Consider the following 26685-nt stretch of genomic DNA (forward strand, 5'->3'; position numbering starts at 1 on the left):
TTTTGTGCGGTTACATTAGAGGGAAGGGGTTACTTTTTCTTTAGCTTGAAGTCATGCAGGTAGCTCAGGGTTATACTTACGCTTTGGCTTTTGGAGGCTAAGGAAGCGAGGTCCCTACTGAAAATATCGTTTAGGCTGTGGGTCAGCCTGCCTTCCAGCTGGAAGGTGCCAAAAGAGGTTTTTTGCCCCATCCCGATCCCCAAACTCAGCCCATACAAAAACGAGTTGTCGATGCCTTTGTGCTGATAATCGATTTCTTCCTCACCGGCTTCCGCACTCCGCCCGTTTTCAGACAACAGGAAGGAAGCGTAAGGGCCAAAGTTTATCAGAAACCGGGTGTTCCTGTTTCCAATGGTGACATGGGTCATTAAAGGCAATTCCAGGTAGTCCAGGTTGCGTTCGTAAGTACCACCTGTAGCTAGGAGTTCTTTCCAGCCTCGTTGCACATAGTTCACCTCCACCTGGATACCTACCCTGCGCTGTGCCACGTGCTTCAACACCAGACCTCCTGTGTAGCCCTGCAGAAACTCCTGCTCTATCTCCGGGTCAAAGTTAAAGCGTGAGAAGTTAGCGCCACCTCTAAGCCCAATGCTTACTTCTGGCACGAAGGTATCCTGAGCAGACGCCTGGATGGAGCTTAGTAGTACAAGGAAAGCGAAAAAGACCCTTTTCATCCTGTAAGTTTATTTTGGATAGTACACCTTGCAGCTGAGCGTGCTATATCCTGCGCTGCGCAACAGCTGCATCAATCTCAGGTAAGGTATAAATATCAGGCGTGTTAACATAACTAACTAGGCTTCTTTTAAGCCATTACGTTTACTTCCTCCACAAAGTCAGGCTTTGCCCTACTTGTATTTTACCCCCGATGTGCCCATCTTTACCCTATGGCGACAGATTTTCTATCCATCCACAGCGATGAGCATTTTATGCAGCAGGCATACCTGCAGGCGCAGTATGCCTACGAGGAGGGCGAGGTTCCGATCGGGGCCGTCGTGGTGGCGAACAACCGTGTTATCGCCAGGGCCTACAACCAGACCGAGAAGCTGAACGATGTAACGGCCCACGCCGAAATGCTGGCCCTGACCGCCGCCTCAGAGTACCTGGGTAACAAGTACCTGCACGACTGCACCCTCTACGTTACGGTGGAACCCTGCGTGATGTGCGCCGGTGCCAGCTACTGGGCGCAGTTAAAAAGGGTAGTGTTCGGAACATCTGAGCCCAAGCGCGGTTATAGAAGAGTAGGGAATTTGCTACACCCTAAAACCGAGATGGTGAGTGGCATTATGGCGCAGGAGTGCGCTGACCTGATGGCCTCCTTCTTTGCGGCTAAAAGAAATTAACTAACTTTGGAGGGATGCCGTACATCACCATTGTATGTACAAGTAAAATATTTCTAACATAAATCTATATAAAACTATGGCTTTCGAACTTCCGAAACTACCTTATGCTTATGATGCACTGGAGCCGCACATCGATGCGCGCACCATGGAGATCCACCATACCAAACACCACCAGGCTTACACCGATAACCTGAACAAGGCTATCGCAGGCACTGAGATGGAAAACATGAGCATCGAGGAGATCATGCGCAATGTGAAAGAGGACAACAAGGCTGTTCGCAACAACGGTGGCGGTTACTACAACCACAACCTGTTCTGGACTATCCTTTCTCCGAATGGTGGCGGGCAGCCATCCGGCGAACTGGCTGACGCTATTAACTCCGCCTTCGGCTCTTTCGACCAGCTTAAGGAGAAATTCAACGCGGCTGCGGCCACACGCTTCGGCTCTGGCTGGGCATGGCTGTGCGTAAAAGGCGGCAAGCTGGAAGTATGCTCTACCCCTAACCAGGACAACACCCTGATGCCGTTTGCAGAAGGTTGTGGTGGTCAGCCCATCCTGGGCCTGGACGTGTGGGAGCACGCCTACTACCTGAACTACCAGAACCGCCGCCCAGACTACATCAATGCCTTCTGGAACGTGGTGAACTGGGAAGAAGTAACCCGCCGTTACAACGAAGCGAAGTAGCTTGATAACGTAGCATGACGCACGTATCAAGCACCACGACTATACACAAAAAGCCCGACCGGAACCGGTCGGGCTTTTTGTTTTAGGCCTTCGCTGTGTGCGCAGCTCCCGCGAGGGCCTGGCAAAGTATAACAGCAGGGACTAAAGGAGGCTGGTTTGGTTCCGGAGCCTGAAAGATTATCCTATAAAGTAAAAATTCCTGCCGCAGCTCATGCCGCAACAGGAATCTTATACTTACACTTAGCTTTAAACTTATACTTTATACTTACTTGCGGGCCACCTGCTGGCGGCTTTTATAGGCCTCCACGCCGGCATCCAGGAACTTGACGAAGTTGTCCACGCTCAGGTCGTAGGCAATGGGTTTTACTAATGTGTTCTCGTTCTCGTCCATCAGCACATAGTATGGCTGGGCGTTTACGTTAAACTTGGTGATCTGGTAATCCGCGTACTTCTTGCCGATGGTTTTCTTCTCTTTGCCGTCGTAGCTGCTGGTGTACCACTCGCTTTCGGGCAGCTTGGTGCGGTCATCCACGTAAAGGGCGGCAATCACGTAGTCCTCGCGCAGGCGCTTGAGCACGGCCGGGTCCGACCACACGTTCTGCTCCATCTCGCGGCAGTTTACGCAGCCGTGGCCGGTAAAGTCAATGAAGATAGGCTTACCCTGCTCGGCAGCACACTTCTTGGCCTGCTCCAGGTCGAAATAGCCTTGCAGGCCATGCGGCAGGTGCAGGAAATCGCCATACTTTGGCTTCTCGCAGTTTTCGCTCGTGTTGGCTGCCACCAGCGCTGTATTGCCTCCTCCACTCTGGCGCACGATGGCGTTCAGGTCAAAGTCGTGGGTGGTTTGCGGCGGCAGGTAACCCGAGAGCGCCTTGAGCGGCGCGCCGAACAAGCCCGGGATCAGGTACACAACAAAGCCAAATGTGGCGATGGCAAAGAACAGCCGCGGCACGCTCAGGTACTTTATATCGGAGTCGTGGGAGAATTTGATCTTGCCCAGCAGGTAGAAGCCCATCAGCGTGAAGATCACGATCCAGAGCGCCAGGTATACTTCACGATCCAGAAGCCCCCAATGGTAGACCTGGTCGGCCACGCTCAAAAACTTCAGGGCCAGTGCCAGTTCAATAAAACCTAGCACCACTTTTACCGAGTTCAGCCAGCCGCCAGATTTAGGCAGGCCGCTAAGCCAGGACGGGAACACAGCAAACAGCGAGAACGGCAGCGCAAAAGCCAGCGAGAAGCCGAGCATGCCCGCAATCGGGCGGATGGTCTCGCCGCCGGCAGAGGCCACCAGGATACTTCCCACAATCGGGCCGGTGCAGGAGAAGGAAACCAGCACCAGCGTAAAGGCCATAAAGAACACGCCAAGCCAACCTCCCTGGTCGGCCTTAGCATCTACTTTGGTAAGCCAGGAGCTCGGTAACGTGATCTCGAACATCCCGAAGAAAGACATGGCAAACACCACGAAAATGAGGAAGAACAACACGTTGGGCAACCAGTGGGTGCTGATGAAGTTCGCCCCGTCGGCCCCGAAAAGCTTGGCCACAATCGTTCCGATCAAAGTATAAATTGCGATGATGGACAAGCCGTACACCACAGCTTTGAGGATGCCCTGCGCTCTGCTGCCGCCGCTGCTGGTAAAGAAGCTCACCGTCATGGGTACCATCGGGAACACGCAGGGCGTTAGCAGCGCCACCAAGCCAGAGCCAAAGGCAATAAGCATAAAGGTCCATAAGTCCCCTTCGGCAGCCGCAGGCTCCGTAGCAGGTATGGCAGAAATAGTTTCTACCTCATTATTATCTTCGCCAGCAGTAGCTGCAACGGGCGCGGCGGCGGTATCCGTAGCTGCGGCGGCGGCCGCCGTTGCCAGGTCCGGCACCCCTGCCGGAGCTAATGCCTGGCCAGGCCGCTGTTGTGTTTGTGGCTGCTGTTGCTGCGGTTGTGCTGCAGCTTTAGTATCAGTTTGCGGGGCAGCAGGTTGGGCCGCCGCACCGCTTACGTTAATCTGCTTGTTGGTAAAGGCAAAGGTGTCGTCGAACGGGATGCACTGGCCGGTCACGTCGGTGCACACCTGATACTCATACTCGCCTTTTACCTGCAGGTCGGGCTGCAGCACGCGTATTTTCTGGCGGAACTGGCCCGTGCCCACAAAGTAGGTATACTCCCCTTCCCACAGCTCGTCATACTTCTTCTTTGGCTTGACGGGTTTGATGCCACCCACCAACTCATAGGAAGGGTGCTTCTGAAACGTGAAGGTGGTGACCATCGGGCCCAGGTCCGGGTCGAAATCAGAGGAGTAGAGGTACCAGTCTTTGTCTATTTTGGCATTAAAGATCAGCTCCACCTCCTCGCCCACGGCCACCTCTTTTTTAGAGACATCGTAGCTCCACGACGCAGGCTTGAGCACCTGCGCCTGTGCCACAAAGGCTATCATACACAACAGCCATGTGGCCAGCAGCTGTTTCGGGGTGATGTTTTTGTTCATAGATTAAGCATTATACTTCGTGGCAGCATCACGCGGGCTGCCCTCCTCTCAGAATTTATGTAATCTGAGGCACTACAAAAGTAGGCAATTTATACTTGAGGCGACACGGGCCAGCGTGTATGTTTGCTAAACAACCGGTTTGGCTCCCTCAACGCTAGTTACTTCACCCCAAAGGGCAGGCCATACTTTAGCGGTGCTACTCTCTGTAACACAAGGCAGGCTGTTTTTTCTCCAGACAAGTATAAACTCTTTGGCGGGTGTGCTTCTTCCCCTGGCAATTCATACTTATAGAGTACCTTGGTAGCCCTGCAGGTGCTGTTGGTCGTAAAATATAGTACATACAGCATATACACATGTAAAACGAGCACGTATTTTACTATTTTTACAGCTTTGCTGATGTAACACGGCAATAACACAAACTATGATCTTCGATATATTCTTAACCATATTCCTGGTGCTGCTCAACGGCTTCTTTGTGGCCGCCGAGTTTGCCATTGTAAAGGTGCGGGCCTCGCAGATAGAGCTGCGGGCACAGGCCGGGAACAATGTGGCTAAGTTGGCGCAACACATGCTCACCCACCTCGATGCCTACCTATCGGCCACGCAGCTGGGCATTACACTGGCCTCGCTGGGCCTGGGCTGGATTGGCGAGAGCGTGGTGGCGCAGCTGGTAATTAACGTGATGCATGCCTTTGGCTTCCAGGGAAGTGAGGCACTGGCCCACACCATCGCCCTGCCTATCTCCTTTGCCATTATCACTGTGCTGCACATCGTGTTCGGCGAGCTGGCCCCAAAATCGCTGGCCATACAGCGCTCAGAGCCTACTACGCTGGCGATAGCCTACCCGCTGCGCTTCTTCTACCTCCTCTTCAGCCCGTTCATTTGGCTGCTGAACGGCCTGGCCAACATGGTGCTGCGCGCAATGGGCATACAGCCAATGCACGGGGCCGAGGTACACACGGCCGAGGAGCTGCGCCTGCTCTTCGAGCAAAGCGCGGAGGGCGGCGCCATCCAGGACTCTCACCACGAGCTTATTGAGAATGTGTTCCTCTTCAATGAGCGCACGGTGAAGCAGATCCTGGTGCCGCGCACCAAGATGGTGGCCGTGGACGTGAACATCCCGGAGGAGGAACTCCTGGAGATCGTCTTTCACGAGGGCTACTCCCGCCTGCCGGTGTACAGCGGCAACATCGATAATATTGTGGGTATACTTTATGTGAAGGATATCCTGAGCATTGTGCGCCTGGGCAAGCCTATTTTAGTAGAGGAACTGATGCGCTCTGCCTACTTTGTGCCGGAGACAAAGAAGATCAACCGCCTCCTGAAGCAGTTCCAGCGCCGCCACCTGCACATGGCCATCGCCACCGACGAGTTCGGCGGCGTGTCGGGTATCGTAACCATCGAGGATATTATTGAGGAGCTGGTGGGCGAGATACAGGATGAGTATGATGAGGAGGCCCCGATCGTGGAGCGCGTTACCGAATTTGAGTACAAGGTGAACGGGGCCGCCGCCGTGTCCGACGCCAACGACTTCCTACCTTTTCCGCTGCCAGAAGGCGAGGATTACGAGACGGTAGGTGGATTGCTGAACGTAATCTATGGCCAAATCCCGGAGAACCTGAACGAGACGACCACCTTCAACCAGTATGACGTGCGCATTCTGGAGAAATCGGACCGCCGCGTGGAGTCGGTGCTGCTGACCGTGCGCGAAGAGGACAGGGAGGGGCAAAGTTAGCTATGAAGCGACACGAAAGCCTGATACCGATCTCCCGCCAGCACCACGGCGGCCTGCTAACGGCCAGGCTGCTGCAACATGGCGCACCCGCCTACAAAGGCATGCCCACCACCCCCGCTGCCAAGCGCGACTACGTAGTAGCCTTTCTGCAGGAGCACCTGCGGCCCCACTTCAGGCTGGAGGAAGAAACGGTATTTATACTTGCCTCGGACTATTCGGAAGCGCTAAAGCAGCAGGCACAGGCGCTGCAGGCAGAACACCGGCAACTGGAGCAGCTTATACTTGCCCTGCCTGGCGCTAAGGAAACCGAACTTCCGGAAAAGCTAAATGAAGTGGGCAAGCTGCTGGAACAACACATCCGCCAGGAAGAGCGCGTGTTTTTCGAGATCGTGCAGCAGGAACTGCCGGATGAGAAGCTTGAGTTGCTGCAGCAGCAGGTGCTGACGCATCTGGAGGGGTAATTCTATACTTGTATCTTATTCCTATCGCTTGCCGGCTCTCACTGGCCGCTCGCTGGCGCGGGCTTGTAGCCTGTGCCCTTTTTATACTTTATACCTAGGCTATACTTTTATACCTGCCTTTTTCCATGGTGCAAGTCTTCAGACTTGTATCCTACGATGAGGTCAAGTTTGTAACTTGGCTCGCAGAGCCATACTTGTACTTGAGCTAAGCTTCATAGTTCAGCTGTACTTTGCCCATACTTCCGCTGGCGCGGGCTTGCAGCCCGTGTCCTTCTATTCGTTGGGTTTTCAACCCGACTGGTTCGCAGAGCCATCCTTCATACTTGAACTATATTTCCATAGCCGCTGCTTTCTGCAACTGGAGCTAAGCTATACTTGTTAGTTGCCGCTGATCCACGGCTTTACAACCAACTCGTTTCATTTCCGACCGTGGTGCTCTCAAGCCCGAGAGGGCTCGTCTTCGGGCATCGCGCTGGGAGCTTTTCCTGCCCTCGTACCTCGGGCTGCCTCGCTGCCGCTCGTCACCGGAAAAACTCGCATAGGCGCTCAACCCAAAGACTGGGATCAGATTCGATAGCCACCGTTAATTGTCATCTCGAACGTAGTGAGAGATCTCTATAGAATTCCAGATAGATCTCTCGCCCTGCTCGAGATGACACTAAAGTATAACAAGTATAAGTATAACAAGTATAATTCCCTTCTCTGCAGGAGTGGGTTTATGCTTGTGTAGGGACAGGTCGCGACCTGTCCGTGCGATACCTGCAGCTATAGAATTTACACTTTGGCATGAGTAGTAGCAGACTTCCCTCCATGGCTAAGGAGAGGTAGGGGTGGTTGAACCCGGTACTGCTGAGCTCCCTCCCCTGTTTTTAGGGGAGGGTTGGGGTGAGGTTTGGTGGCCCTCCTTGGCCAAGTCTCAGATCCCGCACTTGTTCCGGGGTAAAACCAGGGGTGGTTGGACGATCCCGCTATACTTTCCCGCTGAACCAGCCGCTGTACATCACGTAGTTGTTCGCCGTTCTGGCCAAACCTTCTATCTGCTCCGGGCTCAGTTGCTTTACCTTGCGGGCCGGTATGCCGGCATAGATCCACCCAGACTCGCAAACAGTGTTCTCCAGCACAATGGCCCCCGCGGCTATAATGCAATTCTCCTGCACCACGGCATTGTCCATCACAATCGAGCCCATCCCCACCAACGTATTATCATGCACGGTGCAGCCATGCACAATGGCGTTATGGCCGATAGAAACGTTATTACCGATGGTGGTGGCTGCCCGTTCGTAGGTACAGTGGATCACGGCCCCGTCCTGGATATTGGTTCTATTGCCGATGCGGATGCTGTTCACGTCGCCGCGGATGACGGCGTTGAACCAGATGGAGCACGCATCCCCCATCACCACATCGCCTACAATGGTCGCGTTTTCAGCTATCCAGCAGCCCTCGCCCATTTGCGGCCGCACACCCTTCACCGGAAGTATAACTGGCATATTTTAAGTTAAAAAGTTAGAGAGTTTAGGAGTTAGAAGGTTAAGCCACTAAGCTCCTGATACAGCAAATTTAGCAATTAAACGATTAACCGCTTCCACGTTCCTTTCAGGTAATTATACTTCAGCGTGCTGGGCAGGGCTTTCCAAAAGTAGGTGTTCAGCTCCACCGCGAAGCTGGGTTGCATATAGCAGTTGATGGTGCAGCCCTCGCAGGCGGGCAGCCTTCCCTCCTGCCGCTTCAGTTCCTCCACTTCCTGGCTCAAGTATAGTTCATGCAGGTTGCCATGGATCGGGAAGCTTTTTGTGCCCAGATGATAGCAGGGAAGTATAAGCTCGTTCTCCGGAGAGATCACCAGCGTGGTGCTGGCGGCTTTGCACACGGGTTTGGCTGTTTTGTTGCCCCCATCCAGGCGCAGCTGCACGAAACCTTCGTTCAGGTATACTTGTTTGCGTTTACCAAAATCGCTGAGGTAGCGCAGCTCCCCCTCCGTCAGCTGCTCGCCGGTTTCCACCTGGTTATACTCGAAAGCCGGGTTAAGTATGAGCACGAGCTTGTTCGGAAGTATGATCTTCTGGTACACCTCCTCCAACTGGTGCAGGTTATGCCGGAACACCGTGAATAGTATATCAGGCCGCTCACCCAGCTCCCGCGCCACCTTAATCGACTCCATCACAAAGTCGTAGCAGGCCACCCCCCGCCCGCGGTCGTGCTCTTCTTTGTCGGCTGAGTCGAGGGAGAAGTGCAGCATGTCTACCTTGCCTTTCAGGCGCTGGGCCAGTTTGGGATAGAGCATGGCGTTGGTGGTGAGCGTGGTGATAAAACCCATGTCGTGCGCCAGGCCCAGCATTTCATCTATCTGGCGGTGCAGCAGCGGCTCGCCGCCCGTGAAATCGATCACCTGCACCCCCAACCGCTTCAGGTCGCGCAGGTTCCGCTCCACATCCTCCAGGGTAATGTAAGGCGAGGGGCGCTCCCATATATCACAAAACGAGCACTTTGCGTTACAACGATACGTAACGTAGTAATTACAAAGTACAGGCTTGGACCGTAGGCGCATAGTAGAAGCGATAATGAACTCAAAAGTATAAATTATGAATGAAGTATACGGTATGTAAGCCCGTATGAATTTGCCAGGCCCTGCAGAAGGCTTATCTTTAGTATAAACTTTTTAACTCTCTAACTTCATAGTCTATGAAAAGAATACATATTTCGTCGGGTGCTGTTTGGGAGGATATGGTAGGCTACAGCCGTGCCGTGCGGGTGGGCACCACAGTTGAGGTAGCCGGCACCACCGCCACCGACGGGGAGAGCGTGGTGGGTAAAGGCAGCCCCTACGAGCAGACGAAGTATATCCTGGACAAGATCGGACAGGCCCTGGAGCAGGCGGGGGCAAGTGTGAAAGACGTGGTGCGCACGCGCATCTACGTAATCAACATTCAGCACTGGGAGGAGGTTGGCCGCGCCCACCAGGAGGTGTTTAAAGACATCAGGCCCGCCTGCAGCATGGTACAGGTGGCCGCCCTGATAAACCCGGACCTCCTGGTGGAGATAGAGGCCACCGCCATCCTTAGCCCCGCTTCCGGGCCCTTGCCGTACAATACAGCCCCTTACCAGTAGCGTGCAGGGACCACGAAAGCTACTGTACCACAAACCTCTAAACCCCAACAAAAGAACAGGCGCCTGGGATAAGATATATGCTGTGTTTGCAGGGCAGGACAGGATGTTCGTCTAAGAAAAAGCGCCTGTGGGATGTGAAAGTAAGCCGTTCGTATAAATCTGGTTGCCGGTACAGATTATGTACTTATCTTTGTAGCAGAAAGCCAAAAGGAATATTTGTTTAAGGTGAGATGTAAATAAGATTCCAACCCTATCTACTACCAACAGAAGATATTGGCCTAAGCCGCTCCTCAAAAGGGAGCGGCTTTTTTTATGCACTAACGTATAACCTTAGTTCGTTAGACCATTTGTCAGCACTCCAACCAATATCTTTTTTACCTATGAGAAAACTTGTTTTAACCTTGATAACCGTGCTGGCTATTAGCATTACAGCCCAGGCACAGTTATTTCAGGCTGGCGTAAAGGCCGGTATCAGCTCCTCGAAGGTGCGCCTGAGCGATGTACAGAACGACCCGCAGCAGTATGCCTCTGCCGATAATATTACCGGTTACCACGCTGGTGCCTTTGCCCGCCTGCAATTGCTGGGGCTGCTGTTTCAGCCGGAAGCCATACTTGCTACCTCAGGAGGAAACGTAGAGGTGAAAGACGATCCCAACAGCACCATGGTGCGCGTGGAGAAGTTTAAGTTCGACCGCCTGGACGTGCCGCTGCTGGTAGGCTTTAACTTTTTGCGGGTGGCACGGGTACAAGCTGGCCCGGTAGCCTCCATGCTGCTGACCGCCAAGCAGGAGGGCCGCACCATTAAAGACTATTACGACAACTCCGACTGGGGTTTCCAGGCAGGCCTAGGCGTCGACATTGGGGCTTTAACTCTGGATGCACGCTACGAACGCATTAACCGCGACTTCACTAACACCAGCCTGCAAAGTGATGGCAAAGTGAGGAACGAGCAGTTTCTGGTAAGCCTGGGCCTGAAGCTAATAAAGTAGCAAAGGCCGTCTATTAAATCAAGAAAGCCGCAGGAGCATCAGTTCCTGCGGCTTTCTTGTGATTTATACTTTAGATAAAGTCTTTTATCCTTTATCAAATTGTCCTTTGTCCAAGACTATGGCATGTACAGGTTCGCGCCAGGGCCTATCGGCAGGTCCAGCAGAATCCAGATGATGAACATTACAATCCAGCCGATCAGGAAGACGATAGAGTATGGCAGCATGGTAGAGATAACCGTACCGATACCGGCTTTCTTATCATAACGCTGTATGAAGGCCACAATCAGGGCGAAGTAGGACATCATCGGGGAGATAATGTTCGTAACGCTGTCGCCGATGCGGTAAGCCACCTGCGTAAACTCCGGCGTATAGCCCAGCAGCATAAACATCGGGATGAACACCGGTGCCATAATGGCCCATTTGGCAGAGGCCGAGCCCATTACCATGTTAATGGAGGCCGCCACAAGTATAAACATGATCATCAGCGGTATACCGCTCAGGCCCAGCGTTTTCAGGGTATCAGCCCCGTTAATGGCCAGTATAAGCCCCAGGTTGGTCCAGTTAAAGTAAGCCACAAACTGCGCCGCGAAGAACACCAGCACAATATAAGAGCCCAGCGTTTCCATGGATTTGGACATGCCACGCATCACGTCGCTGTCGTTCTTGATGGTTTGGGCACCGATGCCGTATGCAATGCCTGCCACACCGGCCAGTATAAAGATAAACGCCACAATACCCGACATGAAAGGCGAGTTCAAAATATCACCGGTCTCTGGGTTGCGCAGGTAGCCATTCTCCGGGATCAGGCCGCCAAGTATAAAGGCCATCATCAGCAGTATGGCAATCGTGGCATACAGCAGGCCGCGCTTCTCCAGTGAAGTCAGGCGATCTATACTTTGTGGCTTCTCGTCACCATCGTACTCCCCCAGCCTTGGTATCACGATCTTCTCTGTAACCCAGGTACCCAGACCCGCTACCAGGAACGTGGACACGAACATGAAGTAGTAGTTAGCGGCAGGGTTAACGGTATAGTCCGGGTTAATGATTCGGGCAGCCTCTGTAGAAAGGCCAGCCAACAGCGGATCGATGGTACCCAGCAGCAGGTTGGCACTGTAGCCCCCCGACACACCGGCAAAAGCCGCAGCCAGGCCGGCCAGCGGGTGACGGCCAGCCGCCAGGAAGATAACCGCCGCCAGCGGCACCAGCAGTACGTAGCCTACCTCAGAGGCGGTGTTCGAGATCACCCCCGAGAAAACGATCACGAACGTAAGCAGGCGCTTGGGCGACGACAGCACTACCAAACGCAGCACCGTGCCTATCAAACCGGTACCCTCGGCAATACCGATACCCAGCAACGACACTAGTACCGTGCCCAGCGGCGCAAAGTCAGTGAAGTTGGTGACCATACGCGTCAGGATCATGTGGAGTCCCTCTGCCGAGAGCAGGTTTACCGGCGTTACGGTCTGGCCTGTCCCGGGGTGGGTTACGGCCATATCAAACTGGCTGGCCACCCACGATAGGATAACCACCAGCAGGGCAAAGCCGGCAAAAAGCGTGGCAGGGTGCGGCAGGGCATTGCCGATGCGCTCCACCACCGACAGGAATTTGTCGATCCCCGATTTTTTCTTCTGTACTTGTGTCATAAAAAAGGGTTGGTGTTGATTAGCTTTTCACACAGGCTGGCTGTGTGAGGTGTTGGCTGTAAAAAAGTTTTCGAAGATGGCTAAAAATTGGCGTGTTCGCAAATCTAGCTCAAAAGCCATAACTTAGCCCAAAGCCAAAAAAGGATAACGTATGATTGCACCCCTTCAGCCCGGCGACAAAATCGCCATTATCGCCACTGCCCGAAAAATAGACCGTGATGCCATTACGACTGCCGTTCAGGTGCTGCAACAGTGGGGGCTGGAGGTAGAAGTAGGGCCAAGCGTGGGAGCAAGCTACGGCGTGTTTGCCGGCGACGACGCCCTGCGCCTGCAGGATCTGCAGCAGGCCCTGGACCGCCCCGACATCAAAGCGATTATCTGTGCCCGCGGCGGCTACGGCACGACCCGCATCCTTGATCAGGTAGACTTCAGCCGGTTTCAGGAGCAACCCAAGTGGGTGGTGGGCTTCAGCGACATTACCTCGCTGCTTTGCCACATCCACAGCTTAGGTATAGAAAGCATACATGGCATTATGCCCCTGCTCTTCCCTAGCGGCACCGAAGCTGCCTTAGAAAGCCTCCGAAAGGTACTTTTCGGCGAGGAAGTACACTATGAGGTGGCACCACATCCCTTTAACCGCACCGGCACCGGCCAGGGCCAGCTGATTGGCGGTAACCTGGCCCTGCTGCATAACGTCTCCGGCACCCGCTCCGACTTTAGCTCGCGCGGCAAGATCCTGTTCCTGGAGGACGTGGATGAGTACCTCTACAACATCGACCGCATGATGGTGCACCTCTCCCGCGCCGGTAAGCTGGATGATCTGGCAGGCCTGATCGTGGGCCACTTCAGCGACATGAAGGACAACACCGACCCGTTTGGCAAAAATGTATACGAGATCATAGCCGAGCATACAGCCAAGTATAACTACCCCATCTGCTACGGCTTCCCCACCGGCCACGAGCCGGATAACCTGGCGCTGGTATGTGGAAGAGAGGCAAAACTGGAGGTAGGGGAGCAGGGCGCGTCGCTAATCTATGTATAAGCTGATTGCTTTATACTTTCAGAGGCCGTAGCACAAGTATAAGCGTATGCAGAAAGTATAAACCGCTAGGTATAAGGCTTATGCCCCTGTAAGTTGAGCATCATCACGTCAAAGCACATGAACTACGAAGCCTACCTGGCGCGCATCGGTTATTCAGGGGAACGGCAGCCGACCCTCGACGTGCTGCAGCAATTGCAGAAGCTCCACCTGTTAACCGTCCCCTTCGAGAATCTGGACATTCACGACGGGGTCCCGATCGAACTGGACACTGAAAAGATCTTCGACAAGGTGGTGCTTCAGAAACGGGGCGGGTTCTGCTACGAACTGAACGGTTTATACTTTGAGTTACTCACTGCGCTGGGCTTTGACGCCAGACGGATCTCTGCGAAAGTATACTCCGCCAGCGAAGGCACCTACTCGCCAGAGTATGACCACATGGCCCTGCTGGTAACGATAGCGGGGGAAGAATATCTGACCGATGTCGGGTTTGGGGAGTTCAGTTTTGCGCCGCTGAAGATAGCCCTGGGCCAGGTGCAGGCAGATGCACGGGGCGATTACGTCTTCGACAAATATGACGAGCGCTATTACCGGGTAAGCCGTGTAGAAAATGGCGAGCTCCGGCCCGAATACATCTTCCGGAAAACAGCCAGGGCTTTTAATGAGTTTTCCGACATGTGCCACTTCCACCAGACCGATCCCCGCTCCCACTTCAGGCAACGCAGGATGATCACGCTTCCCACCGAAAAAGGCCGCATCACGCTCACAGAGCACAAACTCAAGCTGACAGAAGGTGACCTTACCAAGGAAATCACGCTGAAAGACACAGCTGAGTACGAAGCCTATCTGTGGCAATACTTTGGGGTAAAACCGGCTGGCAAGATTAATTAATTTGGCTATACTTTCCTGTCTGAGTCTAAGGGTGGTAACGCTGCCTCTATTCCGATAAACGAGATTTACACGCACGTGACGATCTTCGTACCGGGTAAGTATATTGCTTAACAAAATGCAAGAGGGCATACACACTATTGAAGCGCTAAAGAATTGGCTTGATACGGACAGAACCTCTTTGCATAGAAAGCAGCTAAACGTGGTAGTGACGTATACACCGTAGTTGGCGCTTTAGTCTAAAACGAGACTCCGTAACCAATGGAATATAAAGAAACAAACCCCTGCACAGCCTTAGCACCCTATATTCATTCCTTTTGGGAATTGAAAGGTGACGACCATGACAGACAATGGGAGCGGAATTTCCCTGACGGTTGCCCCGGTTTGGTGCTCAATGTAGGGGATTCTTGCAGTACCGACAACGGTACAGTTGTTATGGATTTCGGCAAAACGTATGTGGTGGGGGCAATGACTTCTTTTAAGGATAGTTTCATTGACGGAGACACGCACCTGTTTGGCGTATGCCTGAAACCAGGCGTTTTCTACAATTTTTACAACTATACGTCGCAAAATGAGCTAGCGAACAAAACCGTTCAGCTTGAAAAGCCGCATTCGTTCGAACTGGACAAGTTCCTTAAAAGTCCTGTATACTACCTGAATGCTTTTTTTACTGACCGCTTACAAAACAGAAACGGGCTTTTACAATCCATTATGGATGATATTCACCAGTCGAATGGCCAGATAAGTATAAAGAAGCTTGCCGAAAGAAAAGCCATTTCTATAAGACAGTTGGAGCGAAAATTTAGAACACATATAGGCATTACACCCAAAGAGTATGCGAATATTGTTCGCTTTCAGCATGCGCTCACCTTAATCAAAAACTCAGATAAGAAACGAAGTTTGTTAGATATAGCCTTTGCATGTGGTTATTACGACCACGCCCATCTTACCAATGAGATAAAACGCAATACCGGACTTTCGCCATCGCAATTTTAGTTTGTCGTTTTTTTACAAAGTAGGAATGAGCGCTCCGGATTAATATTGTAAAAAATAAAAACAACGGACAGATGCGAAAATTATCACTTTTCATTGCGACAAGCTTGGACGGTTACATTGCCAAACCTAATGATGACCTTAGCTTCCTGAATTTAGTCGAGAAAGAAGGCGAAGATTATGGCTATGCAGACTTTACCTCAACCATCGACACCATACTTATTGGTAGGAAAACATATGATTGGGTTCAAAGAGAAATAGGAACTTCTCATTATGATAACGGGGAAAGAGATGTGTATGTGCTTACAAGAACAGAAAGGCCAAGTATAGGCAGGATAAAGTTCTACACCGGTGATCTAAGGGAATTGGTGCAAAAGTTAAAGAGCAAAAATGGAAAAGATATCTATTGTGATGGTGGGGCGGAAGTCATCAACGAACTTTTGAAAAGCGACCTGATTGACGAGTTTATTATTTCAATCGTGCCCGTGCTGCTAGGTAATGGAACAAGACTTTTCAAGGACGGCAGGCCGGAACAGACACTTGAACTAGTTACCGCTAAAACCTTTGACACAGGATTAACACAGTTACATTACAAACGGAAGAAATAAATAACGGGCCGCCAACAAGGGGTATAAAACAGAGGGCGGAGAATGGTTTCTGCAAGTGCCAGTTTAGTCTCGGTGAATATGTAGGCAGCCCTGGATAGCCCAGCGCCACGAAACAAAGTATACTTTACAGGGTTTAATGGCATAAAAGCTTACAGTTCCTGGAACATAACTTGCTATGTCTGCCACGCTTAAACCAAAAAAACGCCTCTGGCAACAGCCTTTGCACCTGATGTACAGTGCGCTGTTCCTGTTTTTTTGGGTTTACACCGGCCTTACCACCCCCGACCTGAAGAACTGGCTGCTGGAGAACGTGCTTACGCTCTCGCTGATCATCTTTCTGGTAGCCTTCTACAACATCTTCCGCTTCTCAGACGCCAGCTATACGCTTATTTTCCTGTTTCTGCTGCTGCACGTGTATGGCAGCCAGTACCAGTACGCCGACAACCCGTTCGGGGAATGGCTGAAGGGGCAGCTTGGCGTTGCGCGCAACCATTACGACCGCCTGGTTCACCTCGGTTACGGACTGCTGCTGACTTACCCCCTGCACGAGGTGTTGGCATTTGGCTTTAAGCTACGGTCTATCCTCACCTACCTGCTGCCCGTGGAGCTTATACTTTCCACCAGCGTGCTGTACGAGCTGGTGGAGTGGATGGTAGCCGACTGGGTGTACGGCGGTGGTGAGCAGGGGATGGTTTTCCTGGGAATGCAGGGCGATATCTGGGACGCGCAGAAAGACGTGGCCATGGCCCTTGCCGGGAGCCTGGTAGCCATGGCCGTGGCGTATGTCTTTATCAAAAGGAAACTGGAAGTATGATGCAAGTATGAATACTTATAAACTCACTGGAGGTTCATGTTACCACTTCCAACCACCCCTGCCCCTACCCCCAGGAGGGGAGCCTGTCATTGCTTCTAGCAAAGTACAAGTTTTATAGCTGCTGGTAACGCGGACAGGTCGCGACCTGTCCCTACAAGTATAAACCCACCCCCAACCCCTCCAAGGAGGGGAATTGTCAGCAGACGGTTACATCCCCCTACCCCCTTCAAAGGGGGACTTGGTTCTAGTTCCATAGCAAAGGCAGCGGCTATCGAACGGATACCCAGTCCTTGGGTTGAGCACCTTGTGAGATCCGGTGCTCAACTTATTGAGCAGCCCGAGGCACGAGGGCAGGAGGGAACACAGCGCGATGCCCTTATCGAGGGCCCCTACCCCCAGGACGAGCCCTCTCGGGCTTGAGAGCTCCAAAGCCAGATATAAAACGAGTAGGTTGTAAAGCCGTGGATGAACGGAAGCTAGAAAGGATAGCTTAGTTCAAGTTGAGGGAAGCAGCGGCCAGGGAAGTATAGCTCAAGTATAAAAAGGCACAAGCGGATGCTTGCGTCAGGGAGGGTCTGCTTCCTCGTACGATCGCTCATTATAAAGTATAACTACGCCAAAAGCCACAGAAGTAAAGCATCTGCAGCAAGTATAAAAGGTAGGCATAAAAAAACCAGCCGCACCCCCGTGCGGCTGGTTAATCACCAATTATCCAATCAATCTACTACTACTTAATCTTTTATAGCTCTCCGCGCTCAGCGGCTTTCTTCATTTTCTCGTTAGCGAAAATGGCAATCTCTACGCGGCGGTTTTGCTGGCGGCCAGCGGCTGTGCTGTTATCGGCAATCGGCTGGTCATCAGCGTAGCCCTGCGTGGTCATACGGCTGCGGTCTACCCCGGTAGAGGACAGGTAGCTTGCCACTGACTCGGCGCGGCGCTCCGAGAGCGGCTGGTTAATGCTTCTATTACCGGTATTATCCGTGTGGCCCTCAATCAGGATGTTCGTGTCCGGGTATTTCTGCAGGGTCTGGGCCAGTTGCGCGATCTCGGTTTTAGCACCGGGCTGTAGCTCGGCAGAGCTCGTGGCAAACAGGATTCCTGAGTTAAAGGTAATCTTGATACCCTCGCCTACTCGCTCTACCTGTGCGTTCTCCAGGTCCCGCTGCAGCTCCTCGGCCTGCTTGTCCATTCTTCTGCCGATCAGGGCACCGGCCGTGCCACCCACTGCGGCACCAATAATAGCACCGGCAGCCGTGTTGCCGGCCACTCTACCAACCACACCACCTACCACGGCGCCAGAACCGGCACCAATCACACCGCCCTTGGCAGTTCTGCTCATGCCACCGCCGCCTGAGGCGCACGATGAAAGTATGACGGCAATAAGGGCTAATATGGAAAGGTTTATTCTGAAGTTTTTCATAGTTCTATTTTTAAATGCCGGATCAGGTTTTCCAGATCCTGACCCTTTTACTGACTATATACTTAAAATGTTATATAAACTTTTTCTAAATATCTTTCACCTAAGCTAGCCTGCTGGCCGCATGATTATATACATCGCTAGGCAAGCCCCGGCAACGGATATAAATCTTAAACGCCTTTCCTATGTTCTGGTTATAAAATGCCCACCAAGCACCTGTGTTCCCTAAAAAAGCAAGGCGCCTGTCTCCTTTGCGGAGACAGGCGCCTTGTTCTTTTTTATACTTTAGGCGTATGGGTTACTTGATCTCACCGCTCTCGGCAGCCTTCTTCAGCTCCTCGTTTGCCACAATGATGATCTCCACGCGGCGGTTCTGCTTACGTCCTTCCACGGTGCTGTTATCGGCAATCGGCTGGTCGTAGCTATAGCCTTTGGCCTGCAGACGCGCTCCGTCAACACCCAGGCTGCGGGCATAGGCTGCCACAGATTCGGCCCGGCGCTCTGACAATTTCTGGTTCAGTTCATATGAGCCTGTGTTGTCAGTGTGACCTTCGATGATCACATCGGTGCCTTGGTACTCCTGCAGCGTTTTAGCCAGCTTCTGGATATCCTGCTTAGCAGAGGCGCTCAGCTCGGCGGAGTTTACCGCGAAAAGTATGCCTGAGTCGAAGTTCACACGGATAGCCTCGCCCACGCGCTCTACGTTGGCATTCTCCATCGATTTCTCCAGTTCCTCGGCCTGCTTATCCATACGGCGACCAATAACGGCACCTGTTGCGCCACCCACAGCAGCGCCCACAATGGCACCGGCAGCCGTGTTGCCCAACCTGTTACCGATCAGGCCACCGATTACGGCACCACCACCGGCACCAATCAGGCCGCCTTTCGTGGTCTTCGTCATGCCTTTTTTCTCATCAGCAGGCTTTGTTTGAGTCGTTGTCTCGGTAGTTGTGCCTGAGCCGGCAGCAGGGGCTGTGCTCTTGCAAGAGGAAAACAGCATGGTAACGGCCAGCATCGAGCTCAGGGATAGTTTTACTAATTTCATGTTAATCAGGGTTTGGTAAATGTGTGTTGTTGTTCTTTTAGTTTGAGTGTACTGCAATAGGTTAAAAAGTTCTTACACCTGCAAACGCAAGTCCTGTGCCAAATCGTACTTTACCCTTCGTTAAATATTTTAAACAAGGTATATTCAGCAAGCTTACCCTTCATATAACAGGCTATAAAAAAGCCTGTTAGCACACAGCTAACAGGCTTGTAAAATTTTGGTTAATGCTTTTTATCAGGATGCCTTTACCGTTTTCTTTGCCTTCGGTGTGGTGGTTACGTCCTCTGGCAGCAGCACCATGCTCAGCAGCTCGCTCAGGCGGCCTTTGAGTTGTTTACGGTCGATAATGAAATCCAGGAAGCCGTGCTCCAGCACAAACTCTGCGCTTTGGAAGCCCTTCGGCAGGTCTTTGCCAATCGTCTCCTTAATCACGCGCGGACCGGCAAAACCGATCAGGGCACCCGGCTCGGCAATGTTAAAATCGCCCAGCATGGCATAAGAGGCCGTTACGCCCCCTGTGGTTGGGTCTGTCAGCAGCGAGATGTAGGGTAGTTTCTCCTCGCTCAGCAAGGCCAGTTTGGCCGAGGTCTTGGCCATCTGCATCAATGAGAAGCCGGCCTCCATCATACGCGCACCGCCCGATTTCGAGATCATCAGGAAAGGGGTGCGGGTTTTGCGGGCGTGGTCTATGGCGCGGGCAATCTTCTCCCCTACCACCGAGCCCATGGATCCGCCGATGAAGGCAAAATCCATACAGGCGATGGTGATGTTCTGTCCATTGATTTTGCCGTAGGCTGAGCGCACCGCATCTTTCAGGCCGGTAGCCTTCTGCGTGGAGGCGATACGCTGCGGGTAGGGCTTGGAGTCCACGAAATGGAGCGGGTCGCCTGAGGTCAGGTTCTCGTCGAGTTCGGTAAACTCGTTGTCATCAAATAAAATGGCAAAGTACTCTTTGGAGCCGATGCGGTCGTGGTGGTTGCACTGCACGCAGGTGTTCAGGTTCTTGCGGTGCTCGGCCGTACTTGTCACGGTTTTGCAGGTAGGGCACTTGTACCACAATCCGTCCGGGGTTTCCTTCTTTTGCTCTGTTGGCGTCTGGATTCCTTTATCTGCTCTTTTAAACCAAGGCATCATAGTTAAACAGCGTGCTTCCGCACTTTAAAGTTATGGCTATACTTTACAGCAAAGTATAAAATCAAGGTGGCCTGCCCCGGTCACCCTCAGGGGGTACGCAAAGGCAGGCCACAAAAATATGTAATAATCGGCAGTTCTGCTACAAATTACGCCAGTGTAATCTCATTTGCCAGGTATACGTCCTGAATGGCGTTCAGCAGCTCCACGCCGGCCTTCATGTCTTTCTGAAATGCTTTGCGACCGGAGATCAGGCCCATACCGCCCGCACGCTTGTTAATAACCGCCGTGCGCACCGCATCTGCCAAGTCGGAGGCTCCCTTAGACTCGCCGCCGGAGTTAATCAGGCCGGCGCGGCCCATGTAGCAGTTGGCCACCTGGTAGCGCGTCAGGTCGATCGGGTTGTCCGTGGTAAGCTCCGAGTACATTTTCTCGTGCGTCTTGCCGAAGCTGATCGCCTTAAAGCCGCCGTTGTTCTCCGGTAGTTTTTGCTTGATGATGTCGGCTTGGATGGTGACACCCAGATGGTTGGCCTGCGCCGTCAGGTCGGCGGCTACGTGGTAATCGGTGCCGTCTTTCTTGAAGGCATTGTTGCGGGTGTAGCACCACAGGATGGTGGCCATGCCCAGTTGGTGCGCCCGCTCAAAGGCCTCGGCCACCTCTATGATCTGGCGGGAGGACTCCTCAGAACCGAAGTAGATCGTGGCACCCACCGCAGTGGCACCCAGGTTCCAGGCCTCATCCACAGAGCCGAACATGATCTGGTCATACTTGTTGGGGTAGGTCATCAGCTCGTTGTGGTTGATCTTCACCACAAACGGGATCCGGTGCGCATACTTCCGCGACATCATGGCCAGGTTGCCGAAGGTGGTAGCCACCGCGTTGCAGCCGCCCTCTATGGCCAGCCTGATGATGTTCTCCGGATCGAAGTAGATCGGGTTTGGGGCAAAAGAGGCGCCGGCGGTGTGCTCGATGCCCTGGTCCACCGGCAGGATGGAAAGATACCCCGTGCCCCCGAGGCGGCCGTGGTCGAACAGCTGCTGCAGGCTACGCAGCACCTGCGGAGAGCGGTTCGACTGGGCAAAGATCCTGTCCACGAAATCAGGACCGGGGGCATGCAGCTGCTCTTTGGAAATGGTCTGGCTCTGGTGCTGCAGCAGGCTTTCAGCATCTGAACCAAGTAGCGAAACGATTTTCTCGTAGCTCATTTGTTTTGATAGTTTTTTGGGTAGAGTGAAAATGAAGTAAATAAGTATGGACAATCCTAAACTCAGATTATTGTCATCTACCAAAGCGGTAAAGCCCTTTCAGGCTTTATACCGCAGCGTTTTCTATAGCATGGCAGGCACCGTTGTAGTGATGCAAGCGCACTCAGGCTTGCCCCAAACTATACTTCAACCAGCTGAAAAAGTTGTCCCTGCAACAGCTATAAAAGGCCTTCCTCACTGTGGGCCGATGTGCTACATCTCGCCGCAAAAGTATAAAAAATCAACAATGAATCACATAAACTCCTCATAGGATAATCCCAGCCTATCACTACCTCAAGAATTGACGATGATATGTCCGGGCGGGCGCCTCTGCCTTTCAGCAGCGAGCTTGCGCGCGCTTGCAGGCCAAGTGTACTGGCCGGTATGGAAGGACGAATGCCAGTGCCATGGGCACGCCTGCCTCCAGAAGTATAGTTCGGAAATACGGCACCATCGGCCCCAGGTCCGGGTGAAGCTCCCAGGCCAGGCGTAAGAACTTATTTCGCTGCTGCCGATCCGTCTAAAGTATCAAAATAATTTAAAATCCGTTAATACTCAAACACACTGACATGCTGCAACTTATGAACTTAATACACCAAGAACACCGTAGCCTGCACAGGCTCCTGCTCGCTTTTTTAGCCGGTATAATCCTATGGGGTTGCGCTCCCGCCACCCGCATGACAGGTTCCTGGAAAAACCCGGATACAGCTACTCAGAAGTATAGCAAGGTAATGGTGGTAGCCATCTCAGACAATGTACAGGCCAGGCAAACCGTGGAAACGGACATGCAGGCGCAGCTGCAAAAACGTGGCATCGACGCCACCAGAAGTCTGGACATGTTTACGCCCACCATGACAGAGCAAGGCGCCCCCGATGTGGACCGGATGCTATCAGAGGCGCAAGAGCAGGGCTTTGGTGCAATCCTAACGGTGGCGCTGCTGGACCAGGAAACGGAGACCCGTTATGTGCCAGGTGCCTACGGCTACGCCCCCATGACACGCTTTGGCTGGTATGGCGGGTTCCGGGGATATTATAATTACTGGTACCCTACCCTTTACTCCCCCGGCTACTACACCGAGGATAAAGTATACTTCCTGGAGACAAACCTTTATGACGTGAAGACGGAGCAACTGCAGTGGTCTGGCCAAACGGAGTCGTACAGCCCGTCCAGCCTCCGGAAAGCCTCTGAGACACTTGCCGAACTGACCGTAAACAGTCTGGCGCAGGAGGGGCTGCTGCAGTAAGGCAAGGCTGAAAACAAAAGGCGGCTGGCTTCTAAATATGAGAAGCCAGCCGCCTTTTGTTGAAAGTATAAATTCCCTACTCGTTGTACACCACGTGCAGCACCGTCTGCCCCACGGCTTTCAGCGTATTCTTGCTGATGATGTCCATGGTATCGGTGTGGCGGTGGTGGTACGCCCCGAAGATGTCCCCGCTGCCGGCATTCGGGTGCAGCTCCACGATATCGATCATGCGGATCTTGGCCAGGGTGTTCACATAGTAATGGTCGTCGGTAATAGCCGGGGCGTTCTGGTACTTAAAGTAATCGGAGTAACCGATGCTGTTGCCTGCCTTCCATACTTTGTCCACGATCTCCTTGGCGAACTGCCTGGAGTACCCCTCGCGGGGGAAGCGGGCGTTCTCGGCCCCCACCATATCCAGCAGGATGCCATAGTTGGCGCGGTAGTTCGGCTCGTGTTTGTTCCGGCTCCAGTACTGTGCGCCCAGACACCAGGAATCCTGCACATAAGGCCCTGCGCTATTCTCTGGCTGGCCGTAGTCCTCTCCGTCAAAAAAGATCAGGTCCACGCCCACATCCGGCTTCTGCTGTGCTGTGTGTATGGTCCGGGCAATCTCCAGCAGCACCCCCACGCCACTGCCGCCGTCGTTAGCTCCCTCTATGGGCTTGCCAGGGTTGCTCTCATCCTTATCGGCCACAGGGCGGGTATCCCAGTGGGCGGCCAGCAGTATGCGGTTGGCTGCGCCGGGGTTGTAGGAGGCGATGACGTTGCGCAGGTTCAGCATGGTGCCATCGTAGGCCCTGGCCTGAAACTTCTGCTCCTGCACCTGTGCGCCGTACTCCTTCAGCTTCGCCACGATCCACTCGCCGGTCTGGAAGTGCGGGCCCGTGTTGGGCACGCGTGGGCCAAAGGCCACCTGCCTGGCTATAAAGGCGTAGGCTGAGTCGGGGTTAAAGGCGGGGGCTCGCACGGCTGCAGGGGCCTCTTCCTCTACTCCGGCTATCTTGCTGCCGCTTTTCTCAGCCGAGTCGCAGCTGGCAAAGCACAGGGTGCCGCAGAGTAAAAGCGCCAGTATGTTCATTTTATTCTTCATAAGCCCAGTCTATTCCGGTTTTCATGTCCTTGATAACGATGCCCTGCCGCTTCAGCTCCGCCCGGATGGCATCCACCTTGTCGTAGGCTTTCTGCTCCTTGGCCTCCTTGTAGAACGAGAGTACCAGGTGCAGCATCTCCTCCATATCGCCGAAGCTCTCCTCCTGCAGCCCCAGCACGTGCAGCACCAGTTCCTGGTAGGTATCGCGCAGCAGGTCGAAGGTGCCCCTGGTCAGCTGCCCCACCTCAATCTGCCCCAGGTAGATGCTGTTGATCTTTTTGAGCAGGTTAAACAGCGAGGCGATGGTCTTGGCCGTGTTCAGGTCGTCGTTCAGGCCACGGAAGCAATCCTGGGTGAGTTTCTGCAGCTCCTCGTTCAGCTTCTCGTCCGGCACGACCTGCGTCTCTGCCTCCGGGTAACGCAGTTTTTTGAGCACGCGCAGGCCGTTCATCAGTTTGGTGTAGCCTTTGCGCGCCGCCTGCAGGGCCTCGTTGCTAAAGTCGAGGGTGCTGCGGTAGTGCGCCTGCAGTATAAAGAAGCGGATCGTCATCGGGGTATAAGCCTGCTCCAGCATCTCGTGGTTGCCATTGAACAGCTCGCTCAGGTTGATAAAGTTACCCAGCGACTTGCCCATCTTCTGCCCGTTCACCGTGATCATGTTGTTATGGATCCAGTATTTGGCCGCATCGGTGTGGCTGCAGCTGGCCTGGCTCTGGGCAATCTCGCACTCGTGGTGCGGGAACATCAGGTCCAGCCCCCCGCCATGTATATCAAAGGTGGTGCCGAGGTATTTGCGGCTCATGGCCGAGCACTCCAGGTGCCAGCCCGGGAAGCCGTCGCTCCACGGCGAGGGCCAGCGCATGATGTGCGTGGGCGAGGCTTTCTTCCATAGCGCAAAGTCCAGCGGCGAGCGCTTCTCTTCCTGCCCCTCCAGGGTGCGGGTGTTGTTGAGCAGATCGTCTATCACACGGCCGGAGAGCTTGCCATACTTGTGCTGCTTGTCGTAGGCCTGCACATCGAAGTATACCGAGCCGTTCACCTCATAGGCAAAGCCGTTGTCGAGGATCTCCTGTATCATCTGCACCTGCTCGATGATGTGGCCGGAGGCACGTGGCTCGATGTCGGGCTGCAGCACGTTCAGCCTGTCCATTTCCTGGTGGTAGATGTTGGTGTAGTGGTTGACCACCTCCATCGGCTCCAGGTGCTCGAGTTTAGCCTTTTTCTGGATTTTGTCTTCGCCTTCGTCGGCGTCATTCTCCAGGTGGCCTACGTCGGTGATGTTGCGCACGTAGCGTACTTTATACCCTTGGTACTTCAGGTAGCGGTACAGCACATCGAAGGTAACGGCGCTGCGGGCATGGCCCAGGTGAGGCTCTCCGTAAACTGTTGGCCCGCACACGTACATTCCCACAAACGGGGCGTGTAGCGGCTCAAACTCCTCTTTCTTTCGCGTCAGCGTATTGTACAGGTTCAGTTTCTGTTGCATGGTCTACTAAGTATAGGCCCCAACGGGTGCCGTACTTTTATGATCTCAGCTTATTGGGCCGATTGTGGTGCAAAACTAAAAATATTGCCCCCCTTCTCCTAACGCTATTCTACGCTCTTTGGCTGTAGCACATAGGTGGCCGAGATCGGGAAGTGGTCCGAAAGCCCCATTTCGTAGTGTGTCTGGAAGTTGTAGGCCTCCAGTCCCTGGCTGTAAAACTGGTTGTCGATGCGCAGGAAGGGAAGTGGGCCGTTGTAGGTGGCCCCCACCCCGTTGCCGGCTCTCTCATGTGCATTCTGCAGCGCCTCCGCCAGCTCGTTGTAAGTATAACTAAACGGGATGTCGTTGAAATCGCCGCAAACGATGACCGGGTAAGGAGACGCCTGCACATGCTCCAGCAACTGCTGCACCTGAACAGCGCGGGAAATGAACCCTCGCCGCAGGCGGCGCGCCAGATTGCGGCTTTCTTTCTTAAAGCTCTCCTCACTACCTATGGCAGAGTAGGTGTTCTCTATGTCTTCCGACTTGATGCTCATCGACTGCAGGTGCACCGCGTATACCCGCACGGTGTCCCCTTTCACATTGATGTCGGCCCAGGCGGCCCGGTTAGCGCTCCGCTCCGGCGTGTTCTCGAACCTGATGGTGCCACCTTCCAAGATGGGGTACTTCGAGAAAATCACAATACCTAAGTCTGCCTTGATACGGTCGCCTACCGAGGTAGAAGCATACTTATACCGCCCGTAGCGCTCACCAATGCGCTTGAAGTTATTATACTCTATGGAGTTCACCCGGCTGTAGAACTCCTGCAGACAGAACACATCGGCCGGGTGCTGGGCCACCCAGTCTATCATGTCGGTAGATACCTGCGGCACGCCCTCCACAATCTTATCGTAGGCGTTGAACACGTGTACGTTGAAGCTCATCACCTGCAGCGTCTTGGCGCCCTCCGGCACCTCTTTCTCAAAGTTGATGGCAACCAGGCGGCCGTAGTAGCTCCAGGCAAGCATAAATGCAGAGAGCGGCAGCACCAGCAGCCATGAGCGGCGCAGCACCCAGTAGAGCAGGAACAGGAAATTCAGCACCAGCGCGCCCGGCAGCGAGAAAGCCACAAAGCCGGCTGGCCAGAACGTGCTGGGCGGCACCTGCAGACACAGCACGCCCACCAGCATCCATAGCACCACCAAAGTGTTTAGGATGAGCCATACCCGCCTGCGTATATTTTTGAATGTTCCTGCCACGA

General features: G+C 53.4%; 24 protein-coding genes. 12 read left to right on the forward strand and 12 right to left on the reverse strand.

All coding sequences use genetic code 11. The features are described 5' to 3' along the window. Positions 1-29: 29 nt before the first annotated feature. Positions 30-674: a porin family protein gene (locus tag OH144_RS14925; protein WP_266203076.1), complete on the reverse strand. Its 645-nt coding sequence runs from the start codon at positions 672-674 to the stop codon at positions 30-32. A gap of 210 nt (positions 675-884) precedes the next feature. Between OH144_RS14925 and OH144_RS14930 the strand changes: the two genes are divergently transcribed. Continuing rightward, entirely contained in the window at positions 885-1340 is a 456-nt protein-coding gene (locus tag OH144_RS14930; RefSeq protein WP_266203077.1) for a nucleoside deaminase, read from the forward strand. 76 nt (positions 1341-1416) lie between these two features. After that, positions 1417-2025 carry a superoxide dismutase gene (locus OH144_RS14935; protein ID WP_266203078.1) on the forward strand — a complete coding sequence of 203 codons (609 nt, stop codon included), beginning with the start codon at positions 1417-1419 and terminating at the stop codon, positions 2023-2025. Between the two features lie 265 nt (positions 2026-2290). Here OH144_RS14935 and OH144_RS14940 read toward each other — a convergent pair whose 3' ends face one another. Next, positions 2291-4510: a protein-disulfide reductase DsbD family protein gene (locus tag OH144_RS14940; RefSeq protein WP_266203079.1), complete on the reverse strand. Its 2220-nt coding sequence runs from the start codon at positions 4508-4510 to the stop codon at positions 2291-2293. A gap of 421 nt (positions 4511-4931) precedes the next feature. Between OH144_RS14940 and OH144_RS14945 the strand changes: the two genes are divergently transcribed. Together OH144_RS14945 and OH144_RS14950 are read left to right on the forward strand one after the other, a co-directional pair. Next, entirely contained in the window at positions 4932-6245 is a 1314-nt protein-coding gene (locus tag OH144_RS14945; protein ID WP_266203080.1) for a hemolysin family protein, read from the forward strand. 2 nt (positions 6246-6247) lie between these two features. Next, positions 6248-6706, forward strand: a complete 459-nt coding sequence (locus OH144_RS14950; protein ID WP_266203081.1) for a hemerythrin domain-containing protein — start codon at positions 6248-6250, stop codon at positions 6704-6706. Between the two features lie 968 nt (positions 6707-7674). On the opposite strand, the gene OH144_RS14955 is transcribed toward OH144_RS14950, so the two are convergent. Next, the gene (locus OH144_RS14955; RefSeq protein WP_266203082.1) at positions 7675-8193 is read right to left on the reverse strand and encodes a gamma carbonic anhydrase family protein; all 519 of its coding nucleotides are present in this window, start codon (positions 8191-8193) and stop codon (positions 7675-7677) included. Between the two features lie 77 nt (positions 8194-8270). Then, complete coding sequence (locus tag OH144_RS14960) at positions 8271-9251, reverse strand: radical SAM protein (protein ID WP_266203083.1); 981 nt, start codon at positions 9249-9251, stop codon at positions 8271-8273. Between the two features lie 134 nt (positions 9252-9385). Between OH144_RS14960 and OH144_RS14965 the strand changes: the two genes are divergently transcribed. Then, entirely contained in the window at positions 9386-9811 is a 426-nt protein-coding gene (locus OH144_RS14965; RefSeq protein WP_266203084.1) for a RidA family protein, read from the forward strand. 380 nt (positions 9812-10191) lie between these two features. Further along, the gene (locus OH144_RS14970) at positions 10192-10800 is read left to right on the forward strand and encodes a porin family protein (RefSeq protein ID WP_266203085.1); all 609 of its coding nucleotides are present in this window, start codon (positions 10192-10194) and stop codon (positions 10798-10800) included. A 116-nt stretch (positions 10801-10916) separates the two neighbouring features. On the opposite strand, the gene OH144_RS14975 is transcribed toward OH144_RS14970, so the two are convergent. Further along, entirely contained in the window at positions 10917-12443 is a 1527-nt protein-coding gene (locus tag OH144_RS14975) for an AbgT family transporter (RefSeq protein ID WP_266203086.1), read from the reverse strand. A gap of 151 nt (positions 12444-12594) precedes the next feature. Between OH144_RS14975 and OH144_RS14980 the strand changes: the two genes are divergently transcribed. The 5 genes from OH144_RS14980 (at position 12595) to OH144_RS15000 (ending at position 16785) form a co-directional block, all read left to right on the forward strand. Then, positions 12595-13485 (forward strand): S66 peptidase family protein, encoded by an 891-nt coding sequence (locus OH144_RS14980; protein WP_266203087.1) that lies wholly within the window; start codon positions 12595-12597, stop codon positions 13483-13485. Between the two features lie 117 nt (positions 13486-13602). After that, complete coding sequence (locus tag OH144_RS14985; protein ID WP_266203088.1) at positions 13603-14373, forward strand: arylamine N-acetyltransferase family protein; 771 nt, start codon at positions 13603-13605, stop codon at positions 14371-14373. Between the two features lie 258 nt (positions 14374-14631). Continuing rightward, positions 14632-15366 carry a helix-turn-helix transcriptional regulator gene (locus OH144_RS14990; RefSeq protein ID WP_266203089.1) on the forward strand — a complete coding sequence of 245 codons (735 nt, stop codon included), beginning with the start codon at positions 14632-14634 and terminating at the stop codon, positions 15364-15366. A gap of 71 nt (positions 15367-15437) precedes the next feature. Continuing rightward, the gene (locus tag OH144_RS14995; protein ID WP_266203090.1) at positions 15438-15971 is read left to right on the forward strand and encodes a dihydrofolate reductase family protein; all 534 of its coding nucleotides are present in this window, start codon (positions 15438-15440) and stop codon (positions 15969-15971) included. 175 nt (positions 15972-16146) lie between these two features. Then, entirely contained in the window at positions 16147-16785 is a 639-nt protein-coding gene (locus OH144_RS15000; protein ID WP_266203091.1) for a DUF2238 domain-containing protein, read from the forward strand. 739 nt (positions 16786-17524) lie between these two features. Here OH144_RS15000 and OH144_RS15005 read toward each other — a convergent pair. The 4 genes from OH144_RS15005 to OH144_RS15020 form a co-directional block, all read right to left on the reverse strand. Continuing rightward, positions 17525-18205 (reverse strand): OmpA family protein, encoded by a 681-nt coding sequence (locus OH144_RS15005; RefSeq protein WP_266203092.1) that lies wholly within the window; start codon positions 18203-18205, stop codon positions 17525-17527. A gap of 295 nt (positions 18206-18500) precedes the next feature. Then, positions 18501-19247, reverse strand: coding sequence for an OmpA family protein (locus OH144_RS15010; protein ID WP_266203093.1), 747 nt, complete (start codon positions 19245-19247; stop codon positions 18501-18503). 234 nt (positions 19248-19481) lie between these two features. Then, on the reverse strand, positions 19482-20378 hold the full coding sequence (gene accD, locus OH144_RS15015; RefSeq protein WP_266206348.1) for an acetyl-CoA carboxylase, carboxyltransferase subunit beta: 897 nt from the start codon (positions 20376-20378) through the stop codon (positions 19482-19484). Positions 20379-20527: 149 nt separating this feature from the next. Further along, entirely contained in the window at positions 20528-21586 is a 1059-nt protein-coding gene (locus OH144_RS15020) for a class I fructose-bisphosphate aldolase (RefSeq protein ID WP_266203094.1), read from the reverse strand. Between the two features lie 620 nt (positions 21587-22206). On the opposite strand from OH144_RS15020, the gene OH144_RS15025 reads away from it, so the two are divergent. Beyond that, entirely contained in the window at positions 22207-22869 is a 663-nt protein-coding gene (locus OH144_RS15025; protein WP_266203095.1) for a DUF4136 domain-containing protein, read from the forward strand. Positions 22870-22945: 76 nt separating this feature from the next. Here OH144_RS15025 and OH144_RS15030 read toward each other — a convergent pair whose 3' ends face one another. From OH144_RS15030 to OH144_RS15040, 3 genes are all read right to left on the reverse strand, one after another. Further along, positions 22946-23959: a M28 family peptidase gene (locus tag OH144_RS15030; protein WP_266203096.1), complete on the reverse strand. Its 1014-nt coding sequence runs from the start codon at positions 23957-23959 to the stop codon at positions 22946-22948. Further along, positions 23949-25445, reverse strand: coding sequence for a cysteine--tRNA ligase (gene cysS / locus OH144_RS15035; protein WP_266203097.1), 1497 nt, complete (start codon positions 25443-25445; stop codon positions 23949-23951). The genes OH144_RS15030 and cysS overlap by 11 nt, the downstream gene beginning before the upstream one ends. Before the next feature lie 104 nt (positions 25446-25549). Beyond that, complete coding sequence (locus OH144_RS15040; protein ID WP_266203098.1) at positions 25550-26683, reverse strand: endonuclease/exonuclease/phosphatase family protein; 1134 nt, start codon at positions 26681-26683, stop codon at positions 25550-25552. Between the last annotated feature and the right edge of the window lie 2 nt (positions 26684-26685).

It is taken from the genome of Pontibacter kalidii (assembly GCF_026278245.1).
GTDB classification, from domain to species: Bacteria; Bacteroidota; Bacteroidia; order Cytophagales; family Hymenobacteraceae; genus Pontibacter; species Pontibacter kalidii.